This window comes from Bacillus sp. SJZ110, from assembly GCF_006715455.1.
In the GTDB taxonomy this organism is placed as follows: Bacteria; Bacillota; Bacilli; order Bacillales; family Bacillaceae; genus Bacillus; species Bacillus subtilis.
Window position 1 is genome coordinate 1 of record NZ_VFNF01000008.1, and the last position, 20,825, is coordinate 20,825.

The window sequence follows — 20,825 nt, forward strand, 5'->3', positions numbered from 1 at the left end:
AATATGCCGGCTGTGTTAGAGCTCGAAGGGAAGCTCAACCCTGAAAGGATGGACAGAGCTTTCAAAGAGCTGATCAAGCGCCACGAGTCGCTTCGGACCTCCTTCGAACAGGACGCAGGAGGCGATCCGGTGCAGCGCATCCATGACGAGGCGCCGTTTACGTTACAGACTACAGTTCTCGGCGCACGAACCGAACAGGAGGCCGCAGCCGCATTTATCAAACCGTTTGATCTCAGCCAAGCGCCGCTGTTCCGTGCCCAAATCGTAAAGGTATCAGATGAGCGGCACCTGTTGCTGGTTGATATGCATCACATCATTTCAGACGGTGTTTCCGTCAACATTCTGATTCGGGAATTCGGCGAACTGTACAATAATCGGAAGCTTCCGGCACTGCGCATTCAATATAAAGATTATGCCGTATGGCAAGAAGGATTCAAAACAGGAGACGCGTACAAAACGCAGGAGGCGTACTGGCTGAAGCAGCTCGAGGGCGAGCTGCCTGTGCTGGATCTTCCGGCTGATCATGCCCGCCCGCCGGTGCGAAGCTTCGCGGGTGACAAGGTCTCATTTACGCTGGAACCAGAGGTTGCATCAGGCCTTCACAAGCTGGCACGAGAAAACGGAAGCACACTGTACATGGTGCTCCTTGCGGCTTACACCGCGTTCTTGTCACGCTTAAGCGGACAGGAGGATATCATCGTCGGCTCGCCAATTGCCGGCCGTCCGCACAAGGATCTTGAGCCGATACTCGGCATGTTTGTGAACACGCTGGCGCTTCGGACACGCCCGGAGGGCGGGAAGCCATTCGTACAGTATTTGCAGGAAGTGCGTGAGACAGCATTGGAAGCCTTTGAGCACCAGGATTACCCGTTCGAAGAGCTTGTTGATAAGCTTGAATTGACACGGGATATGAGCCGGAATCCAGTGTTTGATGCGATGTTAGTTGTTCAAAATAATGATTACGAGCCATTGCATCTTCATGATTTGCAAATGAAGCCGGCACAAGTTTCTCATCTCGTTTCTAAATTTGATTTGACACTACAGGCATCTGAAGGCGACGGAAACATTCATTTCCTTTTTGAATATTCAACCGCATTGTTCGAGAAAACCACCATTGAACGCTGGGCATCGCATTTAACAAATGTACTTAGCATCATCGGCAAAAACCCGGAGGTGACACTCAACCATATCGACATCCTGACCCAAGAAGAGCGGCACCAGCTGCTTAATGAGTTTAACACCGGGCAAGCGAATCAATACGGAGTTCAAACAATCAGTCAACTGTTTGAGCAGCAAGCTGCACGAACACCAAAAGCTTCTGCACTTGTCAGCGGAGACAAAACACTCACTTATCAGGAGCTTGACGAGTGGTCCAATGGAATCGCACGTGCATTGCGCAGCCGAGGTGTTAAGCCGGACACACCAGTAGGCATCATGATGCATCGTTCGTTCAGTATGATAGCATCCATACTTGGTGTGTGGAAAGCCGGAGGCTGTTACGTTCCCATCGATCCTGAATACCCGACAGAACGGAAACGCTATATCCTTAGCGACAGCGGAACGAAACTGCTGATGACAATAAATGAAGCGGATCGGGAAGCACTTGCTGACTTTGAAGGAGAGATCTTAGCGATAGAAAGTGTAGAGGCAGACGACAAATCGCCGCTGCCGCAAATGTCGTCTGCCCATCATTTGGCTTATATCATTTATACCTCTGGAACGACTGGCCATCCAAAAGGGGTAATGGTCGAGCATAAAGGTATTGCCAACACTCTTCAGTGGCGGCGAAACGCTTATGCATTCAACGAGACAGATACCATTCTGCAGCTCTTTTCTTTCTCATTTGACGGCTTTTTAACTAGTATGTTTACACCGCTTTTGTCAGGTGCAAAAGCCGTTTTGCTTCATGAAGAGGAAGCGAAGGATATTCTGGCCATTAAGCATCAGCTGTCTCGTCAACGGATTACACATATGATTATTGTGCCTGTTTTATATCGAGCGCTTTTGGACGTAGTGCAGCCGGAAGATGTAAAGACGCTTAGAGTCGTCACACTGGCGGGAGAAGCGGCTGACCGCGAATTGATCGACCGCAGCTTAGCTATATGTCCGCATACCGAACTCGCCAACGAATATGGACCGACAGAAAACAGCGTGGCGACTACCGTCATGAGACATATGGAAAAGCAGGCATACGTAAGCATCGGCCAGCCGATTGACGGGACTCAAGTGCTGATTTTAAATAGCAATCATCAGCTTCAGCCAATCGGTGTTGCGGGAGAGCTTTGTATAGCAGGAACAGGGCTTGCAAGAGGGTACGTCAATCTTCCAGAACTGACAGAGAGAGCATTCACGCAGAATCCATTTAAACCCGAAACACGAATGTACCGAACAGGAGACGCCGCCAGATGGATGGCCGACGGTACACTCGAATATCTCGGAAGAATCGATGATCAAGTCAAAATCAGAGGATACCGTGTAGAAACGAAAGAAATTGAATCGGTCATCCGGTGTATAAATGGTGTAAAAGACGCCGCAGTAGTTGCTCATGAAACAGCGTCAGGACAAACCGAATTAAGTGCTTATGTGGTGGCAAAACCAGAGTTGAGCACAAATGCTGTACGCTCAGAATTACAAAACAAGCTGCCGGTGTTTATGCACCCTGCGTTTATTGAAAGACTGGATTCACTTCCATTGTCATCAAACGGCAAGCTGGATCGCAGAGCACTACCGAAACCCGTATCGAAGAGCGGAGCTGAACGTCCATTCCTCCCGCCAGCCAGCAAAATGGAACAAATACTGGCAGATATATGGAAAGAAGTACTGGGGGCAGAAAAGATCGGAACAGCTGATTCGTTCTTTGAACTTGGTGGAGATTCAATCAAAGCGTTACAGGTATCTGCGCGGCTTCACCGGTTAGGCAAGCAAATGGCAGTGAAAGATTTGTTTAGCCATCCGACCATTCAAGAATTGGCAGCTTATATCCGTGATTCAGATACAAGTTCCAGCCAAGCTGCGGTTGAGGGAGACGTACAATGGTCGCCTGTTCAAAAATGGTTTCTTTCTCAAGATATAAAAGAAAAACACCATTTTAATCAGTCCGTAATGCTGCATCGAAGCACCTCTGTACAAGAAGACGCACTGCGCAAAACGTTAAAAGCAATAACGTGTCATCATGATGCGCTGCGAATGGTGTTTACACAGAATGAACAAGGAAAGTGGGATCAATATAATCGGCCGCTCAGTCATTCGGACGGCGCGTTGTACGGCCTTCAGATGATTGATTTATCAGCTCCGGACGGCACTGATGGAAATAGAGCGTATGAGCCTATTATCAAACGCCATGTACTTGATATTCAGCAGAAAATGGATTTGAAGAATGGTCCGCTGCTGCAAGCCGGTCTTTTCCACACAATTGACGGTGATTTCTTATTTTTATCGGCTCATCACCTCGTCGTTGACGGCATCTCATGGCGGGTTTTGCTTGAAGATTTGGCTTTAGGGTATCGCCAAGCTGCAGGCGGGGAAGAGATTCAGCTGCCCCCTAAAACAAGCTCATTTAAAGCGTATACGAAAAAGCTCTCTGACTACGCTGAAAGCCAGCAGCTAATGAAACAGCTCAAGTATTGGCGCGAAGCCGAAGAGTATCAAACAGAGGCATTGCCTTTTGATCACATTGATGGCACTAGAGCACACGAGGGACAACGGTCCACGATTTCGTTTACCTTAAACGAGAAAGAGACAGCAGCACTCTTAAAAGACGCCAACAGCGCATATAACACTGATACGCAGGACATGCTGCTCGCTTCTGTCATTCTTGCGCTGCGCCATTGGACCAATCAATCCGCCTTCAAACTATCATTAGAGGGCCACGGGCGAGAGGATGTATTAGAAGGAATAGATGTGAGCCGGACGGTTGGATGGTTTACCGCCATTTATCCGTTATTGGTTAAATTGAACGCAGACTTGCCAGATTCGGAAGAATACATGGTTCATGTGCTAAAAACAACAAAAGATACACTGAGACGTGTACCTGACAAAGGATTCGGCTACGGTGTCATCAAATATTTGACGCCGCCTGGCAAAAAAGACATCAATTTCACAGGTGCACCAGAAATCAGCTTTAATTATCTTGGTCAATTTGAAAGCGGCCGCTCAGCTGAAGTACCTGAGGAGGACGCCTTCTCATTCTCTCCGCTGGGTGCCGGAGGTGATATCAGCACAACATGGAACCGTGAACAGTCGCTGGATATCAGCGCAATCGCTGCAGAAGGAAAATTGACTGTCAATATGACTTATGACAATGCCCGCTTTCAGCGCAAAACCATCGAACAGCTTAGCGAAACATGCCGTCAATTTTTATTACAGCTGATCGAACACTGCCAGAACAAAAGCGAAACAGAAAAGACGATCAGTGATTATGATGATCAAGAACTGACCGAGGACGCGCTGCAAGAGATCGCTGATATGCTCAGTTTTCACTAATGAATCCGTGAAGAAAGGTGCAGACACTATGGATAACATCAAAAAAATCAAGAACATTTATCCTCTGAGTCATATGCAGGAGGGAATGCTGTTTCATTCCTTCCTCCGTAAAGAGGAGGGGGCATACGTTGAGCAGTCGCTCTTCACCATTAAAGGAAGCCTCAGCTATGAATGGTTTCAGCGCAGCATTCAAGCCATTATCGACCGCCATGATATTTTCAGAACTGTGTTTTTGCCGCACGTCCCGCATTTGTCGGGACCTCGGCAAGTCGTGATGACAGAACGTGAATTCCATTTGTACAGCGAAGACATTTCTCATCTGCCAACAAACGACCAGAATGAGTATATTGAACGCTTTAAGGAGAAGGACAAGCAAAAAGGCTTTGATCTGCAAAAAGACATGCTGATGCGGATTTCTCTATTCAAAACAGCTAAAGATGAGCATGTCTGTATCTGGAGTCACCATCATATTTTAATGGACGGATGGTGCCTAGGTATTGTTATGCAGGAATTTATGCAAATTTATCAATCAATTCATGCAGGAAAACCGCTTTCATTAGACCCTGTCCGTCCGTACAGCACCTATATTTCCTGGCTGACAAACCGAGACAAAGAAAAAGCAGCAGCCTACTGGGATACCTATTTAAAAAACTACAGCACTCCATCACCTCTGCCTCGTGTGTCTGATAAAGAAACAAAAGAAGGTTATCACCGTGAAGATTTGATATTTTCATTAAATAAACCACTGACAGACAAGCTGAAAGAGACTGCAAAACAACACGGCGTCACGCTCGCTACCCTAATTCAGGCGGTCTGGGGTGTGATGCTGCAGCAATATAACCGCACAGACGACGTTGTGTTTGGCGCAGTTGTATCAGGAAGACCGTCAGAAATCCCGGGCGTGGAGCAAATGATAGGGTTGTTTATCAATACCATACCGATTCGAATTAAAACACATCAAGACGAAACGTTTCAAGAACTGCTCATACGATGCCAGAAAGAAATGCTGGAAGCTGAGCCGTTTACCTGCCAGCCTTTATTTGATATTCAGGCAAACACCGCATTAAAACAGGAACTGATTGATCACATTATCGTCTTTGAAAACTATCCGTTACAGCAGAAAATCGCCGATTCCGCTGATCAAACCGATTCACCGCTGCAAATCGATCAAGTTCAAGTATCCGAGCAATCAGGATATAACTTTAATCTTGTCGTTGCTCCCGGCGAAGAGCTTGTCGTCAAGTTCAGCTATAATGCATTCGTTTACGATGCTGCCTGGATCAGCTGTATCAAGAAGCAATTTACGCAAGCGCTTAGCACAGCTGCACAGCACCCTCATATGCCAATTGCTGATTTTTCTTTTCTTGATGCAACAGAAAAAGAGCAGATTGTCACACAGTTCAACAATACAAAAACGGAGTATCCAAAGAATCATACAATTATCGATTTATTTCGCGAACAAGCAGAAAAGACGCCAGACCATACCGCACTTGTGTATGGCAATATGTCTATTTCGTATAAAGAGCTTGATAAACGCTCTAATGCGCTCGCCAGAGAGTTAATTCAAAAGGGATTTCGGAAAAACGAGACAGCCGGAATATTGGCTGCACATTCTCCCGAATTCATGATCAGTGTGCTTGCCGTATTAAAAGCAGGGGGAGCATACCTCCCGCTTGATGAGGAGCTTCCGCCTGAACGAGTCAGCTTTATGCTTGAGGAAACGCAAGCAAAAATGCTGATTGTTCAAAAGGGGCTGGAGCAAAATGCTGCGTTCTCAGGAACATGTATGATTGCAGATGCGCAGGCATTGATGGGAGAGAACCATTTTCCTATCAACACCATCTCCAGTCCAGACGATCTTGCATATATCATGTATACCTCAGGATCAACAGGCCGGCCGAAAGGGGTCATGATCACGAATCGCAATGTCGTGTCCCTTGTCAGAAACAGCAATTACACGTCTGCGTCCGGTGATGACCGGTTTATTCTGACTGGATCTATCAGCTTTGACGCCGTCACCTTTGAAATGTTCGGGTCACTTTTACATGGCGCAAGCCTTCATATCATTGATAAATCGACAATGCTGACACCTGATCGGTTTGGAGCGTATTTGCTTGAAAATGACATCACAGTGCTATTTTTAACGACAGCTCTTTTTAATCAGCTGGCACAGGTACGATCTGATATGTTTCGCGGACTCCATACGTTATATGTCGGAGGAGAAGCACTTTCGCCTGCTCTGATGAATGCTGTCAGGCACGCCTGCCCAGATCTCGCGCTTCATAATATTTACGGGCCTACGGAAAACACGACTTTTTCAACCTTTTTTGAAATAAAGAGAGACTATGCGGGGCCGATTCCGATCGGAAAACCAATCAGCAATAGCACCGCTTACATCTTAGATACAAAAGGACGTCTTTTGCCAATAGGCGTTCCCGGCGAGCTTTGTGTTGGCGGTGATGGGGTCGCTAAAGGCTATTTGAACAAAGATGACCTGACAAATGCTGTGTTTTCTCCTCATCCTTTCTTGCCTGGAGAAAGAATATACCGTACCGGTGATTTGGCGCGCTGGCTGCCTGATGGAAACTTAGAATACATCAGCAGAATTGACAGGCAAATGAAAATCCGCGGAAAACGAATTGAGCCTGCCGAAATAGAAGCGCGACTGTTAGAAATGGAAGGCGTTCAAGAAGCAGCAGTGACATTGAGAGAAAAAGATGGAGAGGCGCAACTGTACACTCATTACGTCGGTGATCACAAAAAAACAGATACGGATTTTCGCGCCGATTTGGCGCGTGTGCTTCCAGACTATATGATCCCGCAGCACTGGGTGCGTGTGGAGCGGATGCCGCTTACCGGAAACGGAAAAATAGACCGCAGCGCGCTGCCTATTCCAGAAAATAAGCCTGCCAAACGACAGAACATCATATTGCCAAGAAACTTGGTTGAAGAAAAATTGGCGAACATTTGGAAGCAAGTCCTCGGTGTTAACACAATCAGTATTGATGATGACTTCTTTGCTATTGGCGGACATTCACTAAAAGCACTGCAAGTCATACATACACTAAAACATCAGCAGAACATTGACATACCGATTGATTTCTTGTTCGAACATCCGACAATCGCTCAGCTTGCCGAAAAACTTTATTCTAAACAGCTGACAGCGGCAGATGAACAGCATGTGATCAAACTGAACCAGCACGGCGCGCAAAATCTTTTCTGCTTCCCGCCGATATCGGGATTTGGCATTTATTTTAAAGACCTTGCTTTATTACTGAATGAGAAGGCAGCCGTATACGGGTTTCACTTTATTGAACAAGACACCCGCATTGAACAATATGTTAATTGCATGACGGACATACAGCCTGAGGGCCCATACGTTTTATTAGGCTACTCTGCAGGCGGAAACCTGGCTTTTGAAGTGGCACAGGCTATGGAGCGCAAAGGATTAGAAGTCAGCGACTTCATTATCGTGGACGCTTATCTAAAAGAACAGCCTTTGCCTATTGATACCGGGAATGACGAATCTGCAGCATATCTGCCTGAAGCAGTCAGAGAAAAGGTGATGAAGAAAAAAAGAAACTATCAAGAATATTGGGCACAATTGCTGAATGAAGGGCACATCAAAGCAAGCATTCATTTCATCGAAGCTGGAATTCAAATCGAAACCAGCGAGAATACAAGCTTAACGAAATGGGAAGGCGCCTGTGGAAACTACAGCGAGTACACGGGTTTTGGCGCTCATAAAGACATGCTGGAAGGAACATATGCTGAAAAGAATGCTGACATCATCCTTGACATTTTAGAAAAGATCACTTCAAATAAAGCAATTCCGCACAAACAATAGAACAGATTCGCGGACAGAGGCATTCTCTGTCCGCTTCTTTTTGTATCAAAGAATGGATCGATGACACTAGGGAATGATAACATCATCCTTTTTCTTGGAGGCTTGTCATGGATCATCTATCTTTTCTTACGTTTATCATGCTGATTCTAGCCAGTTACAGGCTGACACATTTGATTGTATTCGACAAAATCACAGAATTTATCCGAAAACCTTTTATGAAAAAGAAAAGGATTGTTGATCAAAACGGGCATGTAGATGAAAAAAGCGTGCCGGCTTCTAACTTTGGATACATGCTCAATTGCTACTGGTGTGCCGGTGTTTGGTGTGCCATCTTGATCGGACTTGGCTATCTTTTTTTGCCTCGTATTGCAATACCGCTGATCTTTATTTTAGCTATTGCCGGAGCACAAGCGATCCTTGAAACGGCTGTCGGTGTCGGCGTAAAACTTATTGACGTGTTAAAAAGTCTGCAAACCATGATGAATGATAAAAAGTCCTAAAAGCGGTTCACAACATGCTTTAGGACTTTTTTCGTTTATTTAGTGAGATAGACATTCTGTTAATCACCCTTTTATAGCCCGGGAATACCGTAATAGCGAATAGTGAAAGTGATGTAATGGGGGAGAAGAAACAGAATGAAGGTTTGCCAAAAGTCGATTGTCCGTTTCCTTGTCAGCTTGATCATCGGAACGTTTGTCATTTCCGTTCCGTTTATGGCCAATGCGCAGTCTGACAGGGAGCTGAGAGCCGTATGGATTGCTTCCGTATTAAATATTGATTGGCCGTCCAAAAAAGGGTTATCTGTGAAAGAGCAAAAACAGGAGTATAGCAAACTGCTGGACGATGTGCAAAAAATGGGAATGAATGCCGTTATCGTTCAGATTAAACCGACGGCTGATGCCTTTTATCCGTCAGCTTACGGGCCTTGGTCGGAATACTTAACCGGTGTCCAAGGGAAGGACCCGGGCTATGATCCTCTTGCATTTATGATTGAAGAAACCCATAAACGAAATTTGGAATTTCACGCGTGGTTTAACCCTTACCGTATTACAATGAATCATACAGATCTTAATAAATTGTCTGAGAGTCACCCGGCAAGAAAACATCCAGATTGGGTTGCCGCCTACGGAAACCAGCTGTATTATCATCCAGGCATTCCAGAAGCGAGAGATTTTATCGTCAAAGGCATTGAAGAAGTCGTAAAACATTATGATATCAATGCTGTTCATATGGATGATTATTTTTACCCTTATAAAATAGCAGGACAGGAATTTCCTGATCAAGCACAGTATGAACAATACGGAAAAGACGCTTTTTCTAATATCGATGACTGGCGGCGGGACAATGTGAACCAGCTTGTCAAACAAATCAACCAAACAATTAAAGCTGCAAAACCGTATGTCAAATTCGGCATCAGTCCCTTTGGAGTATGGAGAAACGCCGCAGATGACCCGACCGGATCGAATACAAAAGCAGGCGTCAGAAATTATGACGATCTATATGCAGACACAAGACATTGGATCCAAGAAGGCGACATCGATTATATTGCTCCGCAAATTTATTGGAGTATCGGCTTTAACGCAGCGGCTTACGACGTGCTGGCTGATTGGTGGAGCAATGAAGTCAAAAATAGGCCTGTTCACTTATATATTGGCCAGGCAGCATATAAAATCAATAACAATTTTGATCCGCCTTGGTCCGACCCTGAGGAATATGTGCGGCAAATCACTTTGAACCGCCAGCTTGAACTGGTGAAAGGAAGCATGCATTTCAGCCTCAAGGACCTCAACAAAAATCCGCTTGGCATCAAAGACAGGCTTATCGCCGATCTTTACAGCAAGCCGGCACTGGTTCCGCAAATGCCTTGGCTTGACAATACCGCCCCAAAAAAACCGAAGCTTACGAAAGTCACCGAAGACAAAAACGGCAATCTTCTGCAGATTAAAGATCACCCATCAAATCAAAAAACGAAAGAAACAGCCTATTATGCGATATACAGAGCCGAAGGGAAAAAGCAGAACACATTGCTGGCAACGCAAAGAAAAACACATGAGCAGCAAACCTTCTTAGATAACACGGCAGATCCTAACAAGAAATATACGTATTATGTCACTTCAGCAGACCGGCTTCATAACGAAAGCAAGGCTTCCAAACGAACAACAAAATAAGAAATGAGAAGGACGGCTTTCTAAGTCGTCTTTTTTTAAAAAGTGATTTTGGAGACAGGAAACAATGGTAAACCGCTGTAGGCGGTGTTTGGACATTTTCCATTATTGGAATCTGAGAAACTAGTGCTAAGTAAATCGAAGAGAAACACGTACAGGACGTGTTTTACGTTTTCATTTCTAGTCTGGTTAGGTGCCACATTATTTTTTGTGCTGTTCGAAGATGCTGTGTTGACTGATCCGGCTGAAGAAGCCTTTTTGCCGAACTTTCTTCTCTTGGAAGCGGGCACCGCTCTTGTTTTATGCCTTGTGTTCTTTCTCTATCAAAAACTCGATCAATCACAGTTCGCGGTGATCAAGCTAGGTATATGGGGATCAGCGGTCGGTTTATTGATTGATACGATTTCCCTTTGGAATCTCCCTCATCTTCCCGGCTTTATCAAAGGGCCAAGTTATTGCGTTTGCGATATGGATGGTATGCGCCTACTGCATGTATTTGCTCATTCCGCTGAAATTATCACATAAAAAATGATTCAGTTTTAATTTTCAGACTTTTCTTGTCAGGGAATGATTATAGAACTCGCCTAATAGGATGTTACAAAGATGTGAAGGAGGAAACGATGTGAATTTTGAGCTGACAAAAGAACAACAAATGGTGCGTGAAATGGTAAAAGATTTTGCGAAAAAAGAAATTGCTCCTCACGCTGAACATGTAGATCAAACAGGCGAGTTCCCGATGCAAACATTTAAAAAAATGGGTGAACTCGGTCTGATGGGTATTCCATTTCCAGAAGAATACGGCGGATCTGGCGGTGATACGATTTCATATGCCTTAGCGGTTGAAGAAGTCGGCAAAGCCTGCGGCAGTACTGGATTAAGCTATGCTGCAGCGGTCTCGCTAGGCGCAAGCCCTCTATACTACTTCGGAACAGAAGAGCAAAAACAGACGCATTTGACGCCGCTGGCTTCAGGCACAGCACTCGGATCATTCGGCCTGACGGAGCCAAATGCCGGCTCAGATGCAGGAGGCACTCAAACAAAAGCGATTTCAAATGGTGACGAGTATGTAATCAACGGCGAAAAGTGCTGGATCACTAATGCAAGCTACGCACGCACAGTTATTGTAACCGCCGTAACAGGCAAAAACAAAGACGGAAAAAACATCATCTCCGCATTAATCGTGCCAACTGACACACCAGGACTTACGATTACGAGCCCGTACGATAAAATGGGCGTCCGCGGTTCGAATACAGCGGAAATTTTGCTTGAGGATGTAAGAGTGCCTGCGGCCAACTTACTAGGCGATCCAACAAAAGGGTTTAAACAGTTTCTATATACGCTGGACGGAGGGCGAATCTCCATCGCTGCTCTTGCAGTCGGCATTGCCCAAGCGGCCCTTGACGCATCATTGGCATATGCGAAAGAACGAAAGCAGTTTGGACAGCCGATTTCTTCCTTTCAAGCGATTCAATTTAAGCTTGCTGACATGGCGATGGAAATTGATCTGGCACGGCAAATGGTGTTAAAAGCCGCCTGGCTGAAAGACCATAACCACCCGTTCACCAAAGAAGCGGCGTACGCCAAGCTATTCGCATCTGAAATGGCGACAAGAGCTTGCAATCAAGCCATTCAAATCCATGGAGGTTCAGGCTATATGAAAGAGTATGGGGTGGAACGGATGCTGAGGGACGCAAAATTAATGGAAATCGGTGAAGGCACATCTGAAATTCAGCGTCTCGTGATCGCCAGACAGCTTTTAAAATAAAAATGTAAACGCTTTCCTATCATTGAGAAAGGAGGAACAATGAATGGCTGAACTCATCCATTCCACAATCGGCAGGCTGCTGGAACAAACAGCTGATGCGTATCCCGATCGAGATGCTGTTGTGTATCCAGACCGAAATATCCGCTATACGTACGCTCAATTTGACAGTCTGTGCCGTCAAACCGCTAAAGGTCTTATGCGGATGGGGATTGGAAAAGGAGACCACGTCGCCATATGGGCTTCTAATATCCCTGAATGGCTTGCCGTCCAGTTCGCAACTGCGAAGATCGGAGCCGTGCTCGTAACCGTCAATACCAATTATCAAGCACACGAGCTGGACTACTTGTTAAAGCAATCGGATGCCGCCGCGCTTATTATCATGAATTCATACAGGGGCACTTCTTATCCAGACATCGTGAGCAGTTTAATTCCAGAACTGCAAGAAGCAAAGCCCGGCCAACTGAAATCTGAACGCTATCCCTTTTTAAAAACGCTAATCTATATTGGCAATAAACGGTTGCCTGGCATGTATCATTGGGACGATACAGAGATATTGGCGAAAACAGTGACAGATGCTGAGCTTGAAGAGAGAATGAACAGCTTGGATAAAGACAATGTGATTAATATGCAATACACATCAGGAACGACAGGGTTTCCAAAAGGCGTGATGCTGACCCATTTCAATGTCATCAATAACGCTGCTAATATCGCTGAATGTATGGCTTTAACCTCTCAAGACCGCATGTGCATCCCGGTTCCGTTTTTTCACTGCTTTGGATGCGTCCTTGGGGTTTTGGCATGTGTATCCGTCGGGGCAGCCATGATACCCGTGCAAGAATTTGATCCCGTTACCGTCCTTAAAACGGTAGAAAAAGAGAGATGCACAGCGCTCCATGGTGTGCCTACCATGTTTATCGCTGAGCTGCATCATCCGAATTTTGATGCATATGATCTATCGACGCTCCGAACAGGAATCATGGCCGGCTCTCCCTGTCCAAGTGAAGTGATGAAAGCTGTGATTGAAAGGATGGGCATGAAAGACATTACGATCGCCTATGGACAAACCGAAGCCTCGCCAGTCATTACGCAAACGAGAGCAAATGATTCCTTCATAAGAAGAGTCGAAACAACCGGCCGCGCCCTGCCACATACTGAGGTGAAAATTGTAGAACCTGGGACATGTCAAGAAGTTCAAAGAGGCATGCAGGGAGAACTGTGCACCCGTGGCTATCACGTCATGAAAGGCTATTATAAAGACAAAGATGCGACCAGAAAAGCAATCAATCATGACGGATGGCTGTTTACCGGAGATCTTGCTGTCATGGATGAAGACGGATACTGCCGCATCACCGGAAGATTAAAAGATATGCTCATCAGAGGCGGCGAGAACATTTATCCGCGGGAAATTGAAGAATTTTTATACCGGCATCCCGCTGTTTTAGATGTACAGGTCGTTGGTGTGCCTGACGCCAAATTCGGGGAGGAAGCTGCAGCCTGGATTAAACTGAAAGACGGTAAAAGCGTTTCACCTGATGAGCTTAAAGCCTATTGCAAAGGGAAAATCGCCCGCCACAAAATTCCGCGTTATGTTATTTTTACGGATGACTATCCGATGACGGCCTCAGGCAAAATTCAAAAATATAAACTGCGAGAAAAAACGATTGAAATGTTCAACCTATCATCAAGTCAATGAGGTGAAATCATGTTTACAAAAGTACTGATCGCCAACCGCGGAGAAATTGCAATGAGAATTATCCGAACATGCAGCCGTCTCGGCATTAAAACGGTTGCGGTTTATTCAGAAGCCGACAAGGACGCGCTCCATACAAAAGCCGCTACAGAGGCTTATTTGATCGGGGAATCGAGAGTCAGTGAAAGTTATTTAAATATAGAGAGAATCATAAAGACGGCGAAAAAAGCAAATGCCGACGCGATCCACCCTGGATATGGATTGTTATCAGAAAACAGCCGATTCGCTGAACGCTGCAAGCAAGAAAACATCGTGTTTATCGGACCTTCCCCTGATATCATCGCAAAGATGGGCAGCAAAATTGAAGCGCGAAAAGCAATGGAGGCTGCAGGTGTCCCTGTGGTGCCGGGCGTTTCTGAATCCCTCGGAGATATAGAGGCAGCCTGCCGCACCGCAGGTCAAATCGGCTATCCTGTCATGCTGAAAGCTTCAGCGGGCGGAGGGGGCATCGGAATGCAGCGTGTTGAAAATGAAGAAGCATTAAAAAAAGCGTACGAGGGAAACAAAAAGCGCGCAGCAGATTTTTTCGGTGACGGGTCGATGTATATAGAAAAAGTTATTGAACATGCGCGTCACATCGAGGTTCAGCTTTTGGCCGATCAACACGGCCATACAGTACATCTGTTTGAACGTGATTGCTCTGTTCAGAGGCGCCACCAAAAAGTCATTGAAGAAGCACCGTCTCCATTTGTAGACGATGAACTAAGAATGAAGATTGGGCAAACAGCGGTAAAAGCAGCAAAGGCAATCGGCTATACGAACGCAGGCACCATCGAATTCATAGTTGACCAGAAGCAAAATTTTTATTTCCTCGAAATGAATACGAGACTGCAAGTTGAACACCCCGTGACTGAAGAAATAACAGGCCTGGACTTAGTTGAGCAGCAGCTGCGGATTGCTGCGGGCCATACACTCACATTCTCCCAAAAAGACATCCAACGGAACGGGCATGCGATAGAGGTTCGAATATACGCGGAAGATCCCAAGACCTTCTTCCCGTCACCAGGTACGATCACTGCGTTTTCACTTCCTGACCAAAAAGGAGTCAGACACGAATGTGCGGTAGCAAAAGACAGCACCGTTACCCCTTTTTATGACCCGATGATCGCTAAGATGATTGTCAAAGGCCAAACCAGAACAGAAGCAATTGAAAAACTAGAGACAGCGCTTCGCGACTATCGTGTAGAGGGAATCAAAACAAATCTTCCGCTTCTCATACAGGCTGCGGCAACAAAGGCATTTAAAGGAGGGGATGTCACGACTGACTTTTTGAAACAACACCTGTAAAGGAGGCAGTTGTCATGACGGTTAACATACAAATGGCAGGAAACCTGTGGAAAGTCCACGTCAAAGCCGGCGACCAAATCGAAAAGGGCCAGGAGGTAGCCATTTTGGAATCGATGAAAATGGAAATCCCGATCGTTGCAGATAGAAGCGGAATCGTAAAAGAAGTCAAAAAAAATGAAGGCGACTTTGTAAATGAAGGAGACGTACTGCTCGAACTGAGCGATTCCACTCAATAATTTGGAGGAAGAACATGTCATATCCTAAAAAAGTGACAATCAAAGAAGTCGGCCCGCGTGACGGCTTACAAAACGAGCCCGTATGGATCGCAACAGAGGATAAAATAACCTGGATCAACCAGCTTTCCCGGACAGGGCTTTCGTATATTGAAATCACATCCTTCGTTCACCCGAAATGGATTCCGGCGCTTCGAGATGCTATCGACGTAGCAAAAGGCATCGACCGTTTAAAAGGGGTAACGTACGCGGCACTTGTCCCGAATCAAAGAGGACTGGAGAATGCACTTGAAGGAGGCATTAACGAGGCTTGCGTTTTTATGTCCGCCAGCGAGACGCACAACAGAAAAAACATCAATAAATCCACTTCTGAATCCCTTCATATACTCAAACAAGTAAACAACGACGCACAAAAAGCAAACCTCACAACAAGAGCCTACCTCTCGACTGTTTTCGGCTGTCCGTACGAAAAAGATGTCCCCATTGAACAAGTCATTCGCCTTTCAGAAGCTCTATTTGAATTTGGGATTTCTGAACTTTCGCTTGGAGATACGATTGGAGCGGCTAATCCCGCCCAAGTGGAAACTGTACTTGAAGCTCTTTTGGCACGATTACCGGCTAATCAAATTGCCTTGCATTTTCATGATACGAGAGGAACCGCTCTGGCCAACATGGTCACAGCACTCCAAATGGGCATCACGGTGTTCGACGGCTCGGCAGGCGGGCTTGGGGGATGCCCATATGCGCCAGGTTCATCAGGAAACGCCGCAACTGAGGATATCGTGTACATGCTTGAACAGATGGATATCAAAACAAATGTAAAGCTAGAAAAACTGCTATCTGCGGCCAAATGGATAGAAGAAAAAATGGGCAAACCGCTGCCGAGCAGAAATTTACAGGTGTTTAAATCATCTTGATAAAAGGGAGGACGCATACAATGGGAGACTCTATTCTTTTTACTGTTAAAAATGAACATATTGCGTTGATCACCTTAAACAGGCCTCAGGCAGCAAATGCTCTTTCAGCGGAAATGCTTAGAAACCTGCAAATGATTCTTCAGGAAATTGAATTCAACTCAAACATCCGTTGCGTCATCCTCACAGGCACCGGTGAAAAAGCGTTTTGTGCAGGGGCAGACCTAAAGGAACGGATAAAACTGAAAGAAGATCAGGTTCTGGAAAGTGTATCTCTCATTCAAAGAACGGCGGCTTTACTTGATGCCTTGCCGCAGCCGGTCATAGCTGCGATAAATGGAAGCGCATTAGGCGGCGGACTAGAATTGGCATTGGCATGCGACCTTCGAATCGCAACTGAATCAGCTGTGCTGGGACTTCCGGAAACAGGGTTAGCTATTATCCCGGGCGCTGGAGGGACCCAAAGGCTGCCCCGGCTGATTGGCAGAGGAAAAGCAAAAGAATTCATTTATACAGGCAGACGCGTGACCGCACACGAAGCAAAAGAAATCGGCCTTGTAGAGCATGTCACGGCTCCTTGTGACCTTATGCCAAAAGCAAAGGAACTGGCCGCAGCCATTTCTGCCAACGGGCCGATCGCTGTCCGTCAGGCTAAATTTGCAATCAATAGAGGATTGGAGACAGATCTCGCTACAGGCCTTGCGATTGAACAAAAAGCGTATGAACAAACCATCCCGACAAAAGACAGGAGAGAAGGGCTTCAGGCCTTTCAAGAAAAAAGACGGGCCGTATACAAGGGAATATAAAAGGGAGGCAATGCTCATGGATTATGAAAAGGAACGAACAGAACGGGCTGAACGGATTCGAAAAGGCGGAGCGGAAAAGTATCATCAAAGCAATCGGGAAAAAGGCAAGCTCTTTGTCAGAGAGCGGCTTTCCCTTCTCTTTGACGATGACATTGAGCTAGAAGACGCTTTTTTTGCGGAATGTATGTCAGACGGGCTTCCCGCTGACGGAGTTGTAACCGCTATCGGCAAAATCGGCGGCCAAACCGTTTGCGTCATGGCGAATGATTCAACAGTGAAAGCGGGGTCATGGGGAGCAAAAACAGTTGAAAAAATCATCAGAATTCAAGAAACCGCCGAAAAATTAAACTGTCCGCTCATTTATTTAGTCGATTCGGCAGGCGCCCGAATTACCGACCAAATCAATGTCTTTCCAGGGAGACGCGGTGCAGGAAGAATTTTTTACAATCAAGTCAAATTATCGGGACGCATTCCGCAAATCTGTCTGCTTTTCGGACCATCTGCAGCAGGTGGCGCTTATATTCCGGCCTTCTGTGATATCGTCGTTATGGTAGACGGTAACGCCTCCATGTATTTAGGCTCGCCAAGGATGGCGGAAATGGTTATTGGCGAAAAAGTGTCTCTTGAAGAAATGGGTGGTGCCCGTATGCATTGCTCAATCTCCGGCTGCGGAGATATTCTTGCAGAAACTGAAGAAGAAGCCATACAGCTGGCGCGGGCTTATTTGTCTTACTTTCCGGCAAATTTTCAAGAAAAAGCGCCCATTCATGAGAAACGCCCGCCAAAACACTTCAAAACTCCGCTTGCCGACGTCATTCCGCAAAATCAAAACGCACCTTTTGATATGCATGAGCTGATTGAGCGGGTCATAGATGAAGACTCATTTTTTGAGATCAAAGCCTTATTTGCACCGGAATTATTGACGGGCCTCGCACGAATCCACGGACAGCCTGTCGGCATTGTTGCAAACCAGCCGAAGGTAAAAGGAGGCGTCTTATTCCACGATTCAGCAGACAAAGCGGCTAAGTTTATTACCTTATGTGACGCTTTTCATATCCCATTGCTGTTCTTAGCCGATATCCCCGGTTTTATGATTGGCACAAAAGTAGAACAGGCTGGGATTATCAGACACGGAGCGAAAATGATTTCTGCGATGTCGGAGGCAACTGTTCCAAAACTCTCTGTCATTGTCCGAAAAGCTTACGGGGCTGGGTTGTATGCAATGGCAGGGCCGGCATTTGAACCGGATTGCTGTCTAGCGCTCCCAACCGCCCAAATCGCCGTCATGGGCCCTGAGGCAGCTGTAAACGCTGTCTACGCTAAAAAAATCGCCGAGCTGCCAGAAGAAGAGAGAGCCGCATTTATCAGCAGCAAACGGGAAGAATATAAAGAGGACATCAATATCTACCGTCTGGCTTCAGAAATGATCATTGATGCTGTTATCCCAGCCAATTCGCTGCGTGATGAGCTGGCCAAACGGCTCAAGGCATACATGACAAAGGAAATGACATTTACCAATCGAAAGCATCCGGTTTATCCGGTGTAAAAGCAAGAACTTAGGAGCGCAAAAAAGCGCTCCTTTATATATTTACAATAACAACATTATGTCAACTAATTACATTTGTATAAAACGCTTTGTTTTTTAGAATAGTAAATAAAGGCTGCCGCACCTCTAGCGGCAATTGTCAGTTTATCATAAAAAGGGGCCCACATTATGTATCATTTATATTCACATAACGACTTGGACGGAGTAGGGTGCGGAATCGTAGCAAAATTAGCGTTCGGAAAAGACGTAGAGGTCCGGTATAACTCTGTCAACGGCTTAAACGCACAGGTGCAGTACTTTTTAGAAAAAGCGAAGGAGAGCAACAGACAGGACGCGTTATTCATCACCGATCTCGCCGTCAATGAAGAAAACGAAGAGAGATTGAATGAGTATGTTCATGCAGGGGGCAAAGTGAAGCTCATTGACCATCATAAAACAGCCCTTCATTTGAATGAGCATGAATGGGGATTTGTCCAGGTGGAATACGATGATGGAAGGCTCACATCCGCGACATCGCTTTTATATGGCTATCTCGTTGAAAATGGCTTCATGAAACCGACAAATGCCTTAGATCAATTCACAGAGCTCGTCCGCCAATACGATACATGGGAGTGGGAGCGGTACGATCAAAAACAGGCGAAGCGGCTTAATGATCTTTTCTTTTTGCTGTCAATCGATGAATTTGAAGCAAAAATGATCCAGCGCCTTTCCACGCATGACGAATTTTTCTTCGATGATTTTGAAGAAAAACTGCTTGATTTAGAAGACGAAAAAATCGAGCGCTACCTCCGCAGAAAGAAAAGGGAAATGGTACAAACCTTTGTTCACGAACACTGTGTAGGCATCGTTCACGCTGAATCGTACCATTCAGAGCTGGGGAACAGGCTAGGGAAAGATAACCCGCACCTCGATTACATTGCGATTTTGAGCATGGGGTCAAAACGAGTCAGTCTCCGCACCATTCATGATTACATCGATGTGTCAGAAATCGCCGGCCGATATGGCGGCGGAGGGCATGCAAAAGCGTCCGGCTGTTCAATAACCGATGAAGTATACGAGTTGTTTGTAGCTGAAGCTTTCCGCATTGATCCTGTACGGCCGGATGCCTTCCGTAACATCTATAATCTAAAGGGATCTGCGAATGGATCATTATATGAAAATCGCGCACAAATGAGATTTTTTCTTTTCCCTTTAGACAACGAATGGAATATTCAAATTAACGGAGAAACCCAAGACGAAACATTCGCAGCGTTTGAAGAGGCAGAATGGTTTATTAAGAGAAATTATGCCGCATCGCTCGTGCGGGATGAAGTGTTTGTCGCATTTTTAGCGGAGAATCTGAAGCTGGCAAATCAACATCGGAAGTAAAAAAATATGCATAGGGGAGCGTCAGTCACCCCTATGCATATCTGCTAGCTATCGTTTAAATATGGCTGTACGTTTCTTAATCACAAAATAAAGGGCTATCACGACAACAGCCAATATCATAATCGGTGTTGTATAAGTGCCTGCTATATTCTCAACATCATCCCACTGGCTTCCTAGCTGTATGCCTAAATAAACAAACAGAATAGACCATGGAATGATAGCAAGCACAGTCAGTACCACAAATTTGAGAAAAGGCATTCTGGCAATACCTGCCGGAATGGATATGGCATGTCTGACAACCGGTATAAAACGAGCCGAGAAGACAACTCCGGCGCCGTATTTCTGAAACCAGTTTTCCGACATGTCGATATGATGCTTTTTAATCAATAAATACTTCCCGTATTTGTCCAGAAATGGCCTGCCGCCATAGCGGCCGATCCAGTAAATAAAGATCTGGGCAATGGTGCCCCCGATAACACCCGCAATAATTGCGCCAATAAATCCAATCGTGCCCTCCGATACCATATAGCCGCCATAAGCTAATACAATCTCACTCGGAATGATTTCAATCATTAACCCAATCGCAATACCCGCATATCCCATGTTCGTCAGCCATGTTAAAATTTCGCTTATCAAACTGCCCACATTCTTCACAACCTGTC

General features: G+C 45.8%; 12 protein-coding genes and 3 pseudogenes. 14 read left to right on the forward strand and 1 reads right to left on the reverse strand.

All coding sequences use genetic code 11. The annotated features are described in order from the left end of the window. The 14 genes and pseudogenes from ppsD to nrnB all read left to right on the forward strand — a co-directional run. Window positions 1-4,482: pseudogene (gene ppsD, locus FB592_RS19020) on the forward strand (plipastatin non-ribosomal peptide synthetase PpsD); the annotation flags it as partial. A gap of 7 nt (window positions 4,483-4,489) precedes the next feature. Beyond that, a complete protein-coding gene (gene ppsE / locus FB592_RS19025; protein ID WP_141949999.1) occupies window positions 4,490-8,329 on the forward strand; it encodes a plipastatin non-ribosomal peptide synthetase PpsE in 3,840 nt (1,279 codons plus the stop codon). A 107-nt stretch (window positions 8,330-8,436) separates the two neighbouring features. Beyond that, entirely contained in the window at window positions 8,437-8,829 is a 393-nt protein-coding gene (locus FB592_RS19030; protein WP_014476970.1) for a DUF1360 domain-containing protein, read from the forward strand. A gap of 135 nt (window positions 8,830-8,964) precedes the next feature. After that, a complete protein-coding gene (locus FB592_RS19035) occupies window positions 8,965-10,497 on the forward strand; it encodes a glycoside hydrolase family 10-like protein (RefSeq protein ID WP_141950001.1) in 1,533 nt (510 codons plus the stop codon). Window positions 10,498-10,581: 84 nt separating this feature from the next. Then, a pseudogene (locus FB592_RS19040) lies at window positions 10,582-10,733 on the forward strand (hypothetical protein). Further along, a pseudogene (locus tag FB592_RS19045) lies at window positions 10,723-11,026 on the forward strand (DUF5367 family protein). Before FB592_RS19040 ends, FB592_RS19045 begins: the two co-directional pseudogenes overlap by 11 nt. Before the next feature lie 90 nt (window positions 11,027-11,116). Continuing rightward, the gene (locus FB592_RS19050; protein ID WP_021479787.1) at window positions 11,117-12,259 is read left to right on the forward strand and encodes an acyl-CoA dehydrogenase; all 1,143 of its coding nucleotides are present in this window, start codon (window positions 11,117-11,119) and stop codon (window positions 12,257-12,259) included. 43 nt (window positions 12,260-12,302) lie between these two features. Further along, window positions 12,303-13,952 (forward strand): AMP-binding protein, encoded by a 1,650-nt coding sequence (locus tag FB592_RS19055; protein ID WP_021479786.1) that lies wholly within the window; start codon window positions 12,303-12,305, stop codon window positions 13,950-13,952. A 9-nt stretch (window positions 13,953-13,961) separates the two neighbouring features. Further along, a complete protein-coding gene (locus FB592_RS19060; RefSeq protein WP_038827841.1) occupies window positions 13,962-15,296 on the forward strand; it encodes an acetyl-CoA carboxylase biotin carboxylase subunit in 1,335 nt (444 codons plus the stop codon). 14 nt (window positions 15,297-15,310) lie between these two features. Then, the gene (locus tag FB592_RS19065; RefSeq protein ID WP_021479784.1) at window positions 15,311-15,532 is read left to right on the forward strand and encodes an acetyl-CoA carboxylase biotin carboxyl carrier protein subunit; all 222 of its coding nucleotides are present in this window, start codon (window positions 15,311-15,313) and stop codon (window positions 15,530-15,532) included. A gap of 14 nt (window positions 15,533-15,546) precedes the next feature. Then, complete coding sequence (gene ldeG, locus FB592_RS19070) at window positions 15,547-16,446, forward strand: hydroxymethylglutaryl-CoA lyase (protein ID WP_141950003.1); 900 nt, start codon at window positions 15,547-15,549, stop codon at window positions 16,444-16,446. A gap of 20 nt (window positions 16,447-16,466) precedes the next feature. After that, window positions 16,467-17,249, forward strand: coding sequence for an enoyl-CoA hydratase (locus FB592_RS19075; protein ID WP_015251989.1), 783 nt, complete (start codon window positions 16,467-16,469; stop codon window positions 17,247-17,249). 10 nt (window positions 17,250-17,259) lie between these two features. Continuing rightward, a complete protein-coding gene (locus FB592_RS19080; RefSeq protein ID WP_072175928.1) occupies window positions 17,260-18,795 on the forward strand; it encodes an acyl-CoA carboxylase subunit beta in 1,536 nt (511 codons plus the stop codon). A 168-nt stretch (window positions 18,796-18,963) separates the two neighbouring features. Next, window positions 18,964-20,163, forward strand: coding sequence for an oligoribonuclease NrnB (gene nrnB, locus FB592_RS19085; protein WP_015714023.1), 1,200 nt, complete (start codon window positions 18,964-18,966; stop codon window positions 20,161-20,163). Between the two features lie 48 nt (window positions 20,164-20,211). Here nrnB and uptA read toward each other — a convergent pair whose 3' ends face one another. After that, window positions 20,212-20,808 (reverse strand): undecaprenyl phosphate transporter UptA, encoded by a 597-nt coding sequence (uptA, locus tag FB592_RS19090; RefSeq protein ID WP_003231529.1) that lies wholly within the window; start codon window positions 20,806-20,808, stop codon window positions 20,212-20,214. Between the last annotated feature and the right edge of the window lie 17 nt (window positions 20,809-20,825).

Bases quoted from the DNA above. Each gene is read 5' to 3' on its own strand.
- FB592_RS19030 (WP_014476970.1), top strand. From the start codon at position 8,437: ATGGATCATCTATCTTTTCTTACGTTTATCATGCTGATTCTAGCCAGT.
- FB592_RS19035 (WP_141950001.1), top strand. From the start codon at position 8,965: ATGAAGGTTTGCCAAAAGTCGATTGTCCGTTTCCTTGTCAGCTTGATC.
- FB592_RS19055 (WP_021479786.1), top strand. From the start codon at position 12,303: ATGGCTGAACTCATCCATTCCACAATCGGCAGGCTGCTGGAACAAACA.
- FB592_RS19060 (WP_038827841.1), top strand. From the start codon at position 13,962: ATGTTTACAAAAGTACTGATCGCCAACCGCGGAGAAATTGCAATGAGA.
- FB592_RS19065 (WP_021479784.1), top strand. From the start codon at position 15,311: ATGACGGTTAACATACAAATGGCAGGAAACCTGTGGAAAGTCCACGTC.
- ldeG (WP_141950003.1), top strand. From the start codon at position 15,547: ATGTCATATCCTAAAAAAGTGACAATCAAAGAAGTCGGCCCGCGTGAC.
- FB592_RS19075 (WP_015251989.1), top strand. From the start codon at position 16,467: ATGGGAGACTCTATTCTTTTTACTGTTAAAAATGAACATATTGCGTTG.
- FB592_RS19080 (WP_072175928.1), top strand. From the start codon at position 17,260: ATGCTCATGGATTATGAAAAGGAACGAACAGAACGGGCTGAACGGATT.
- nrnB (WP_015714023.1), top strand. From the start codon at position 18,964: ATGTATCATTTATATTCACATAACGACTTGGACGGAGTAGGGTGCGGA.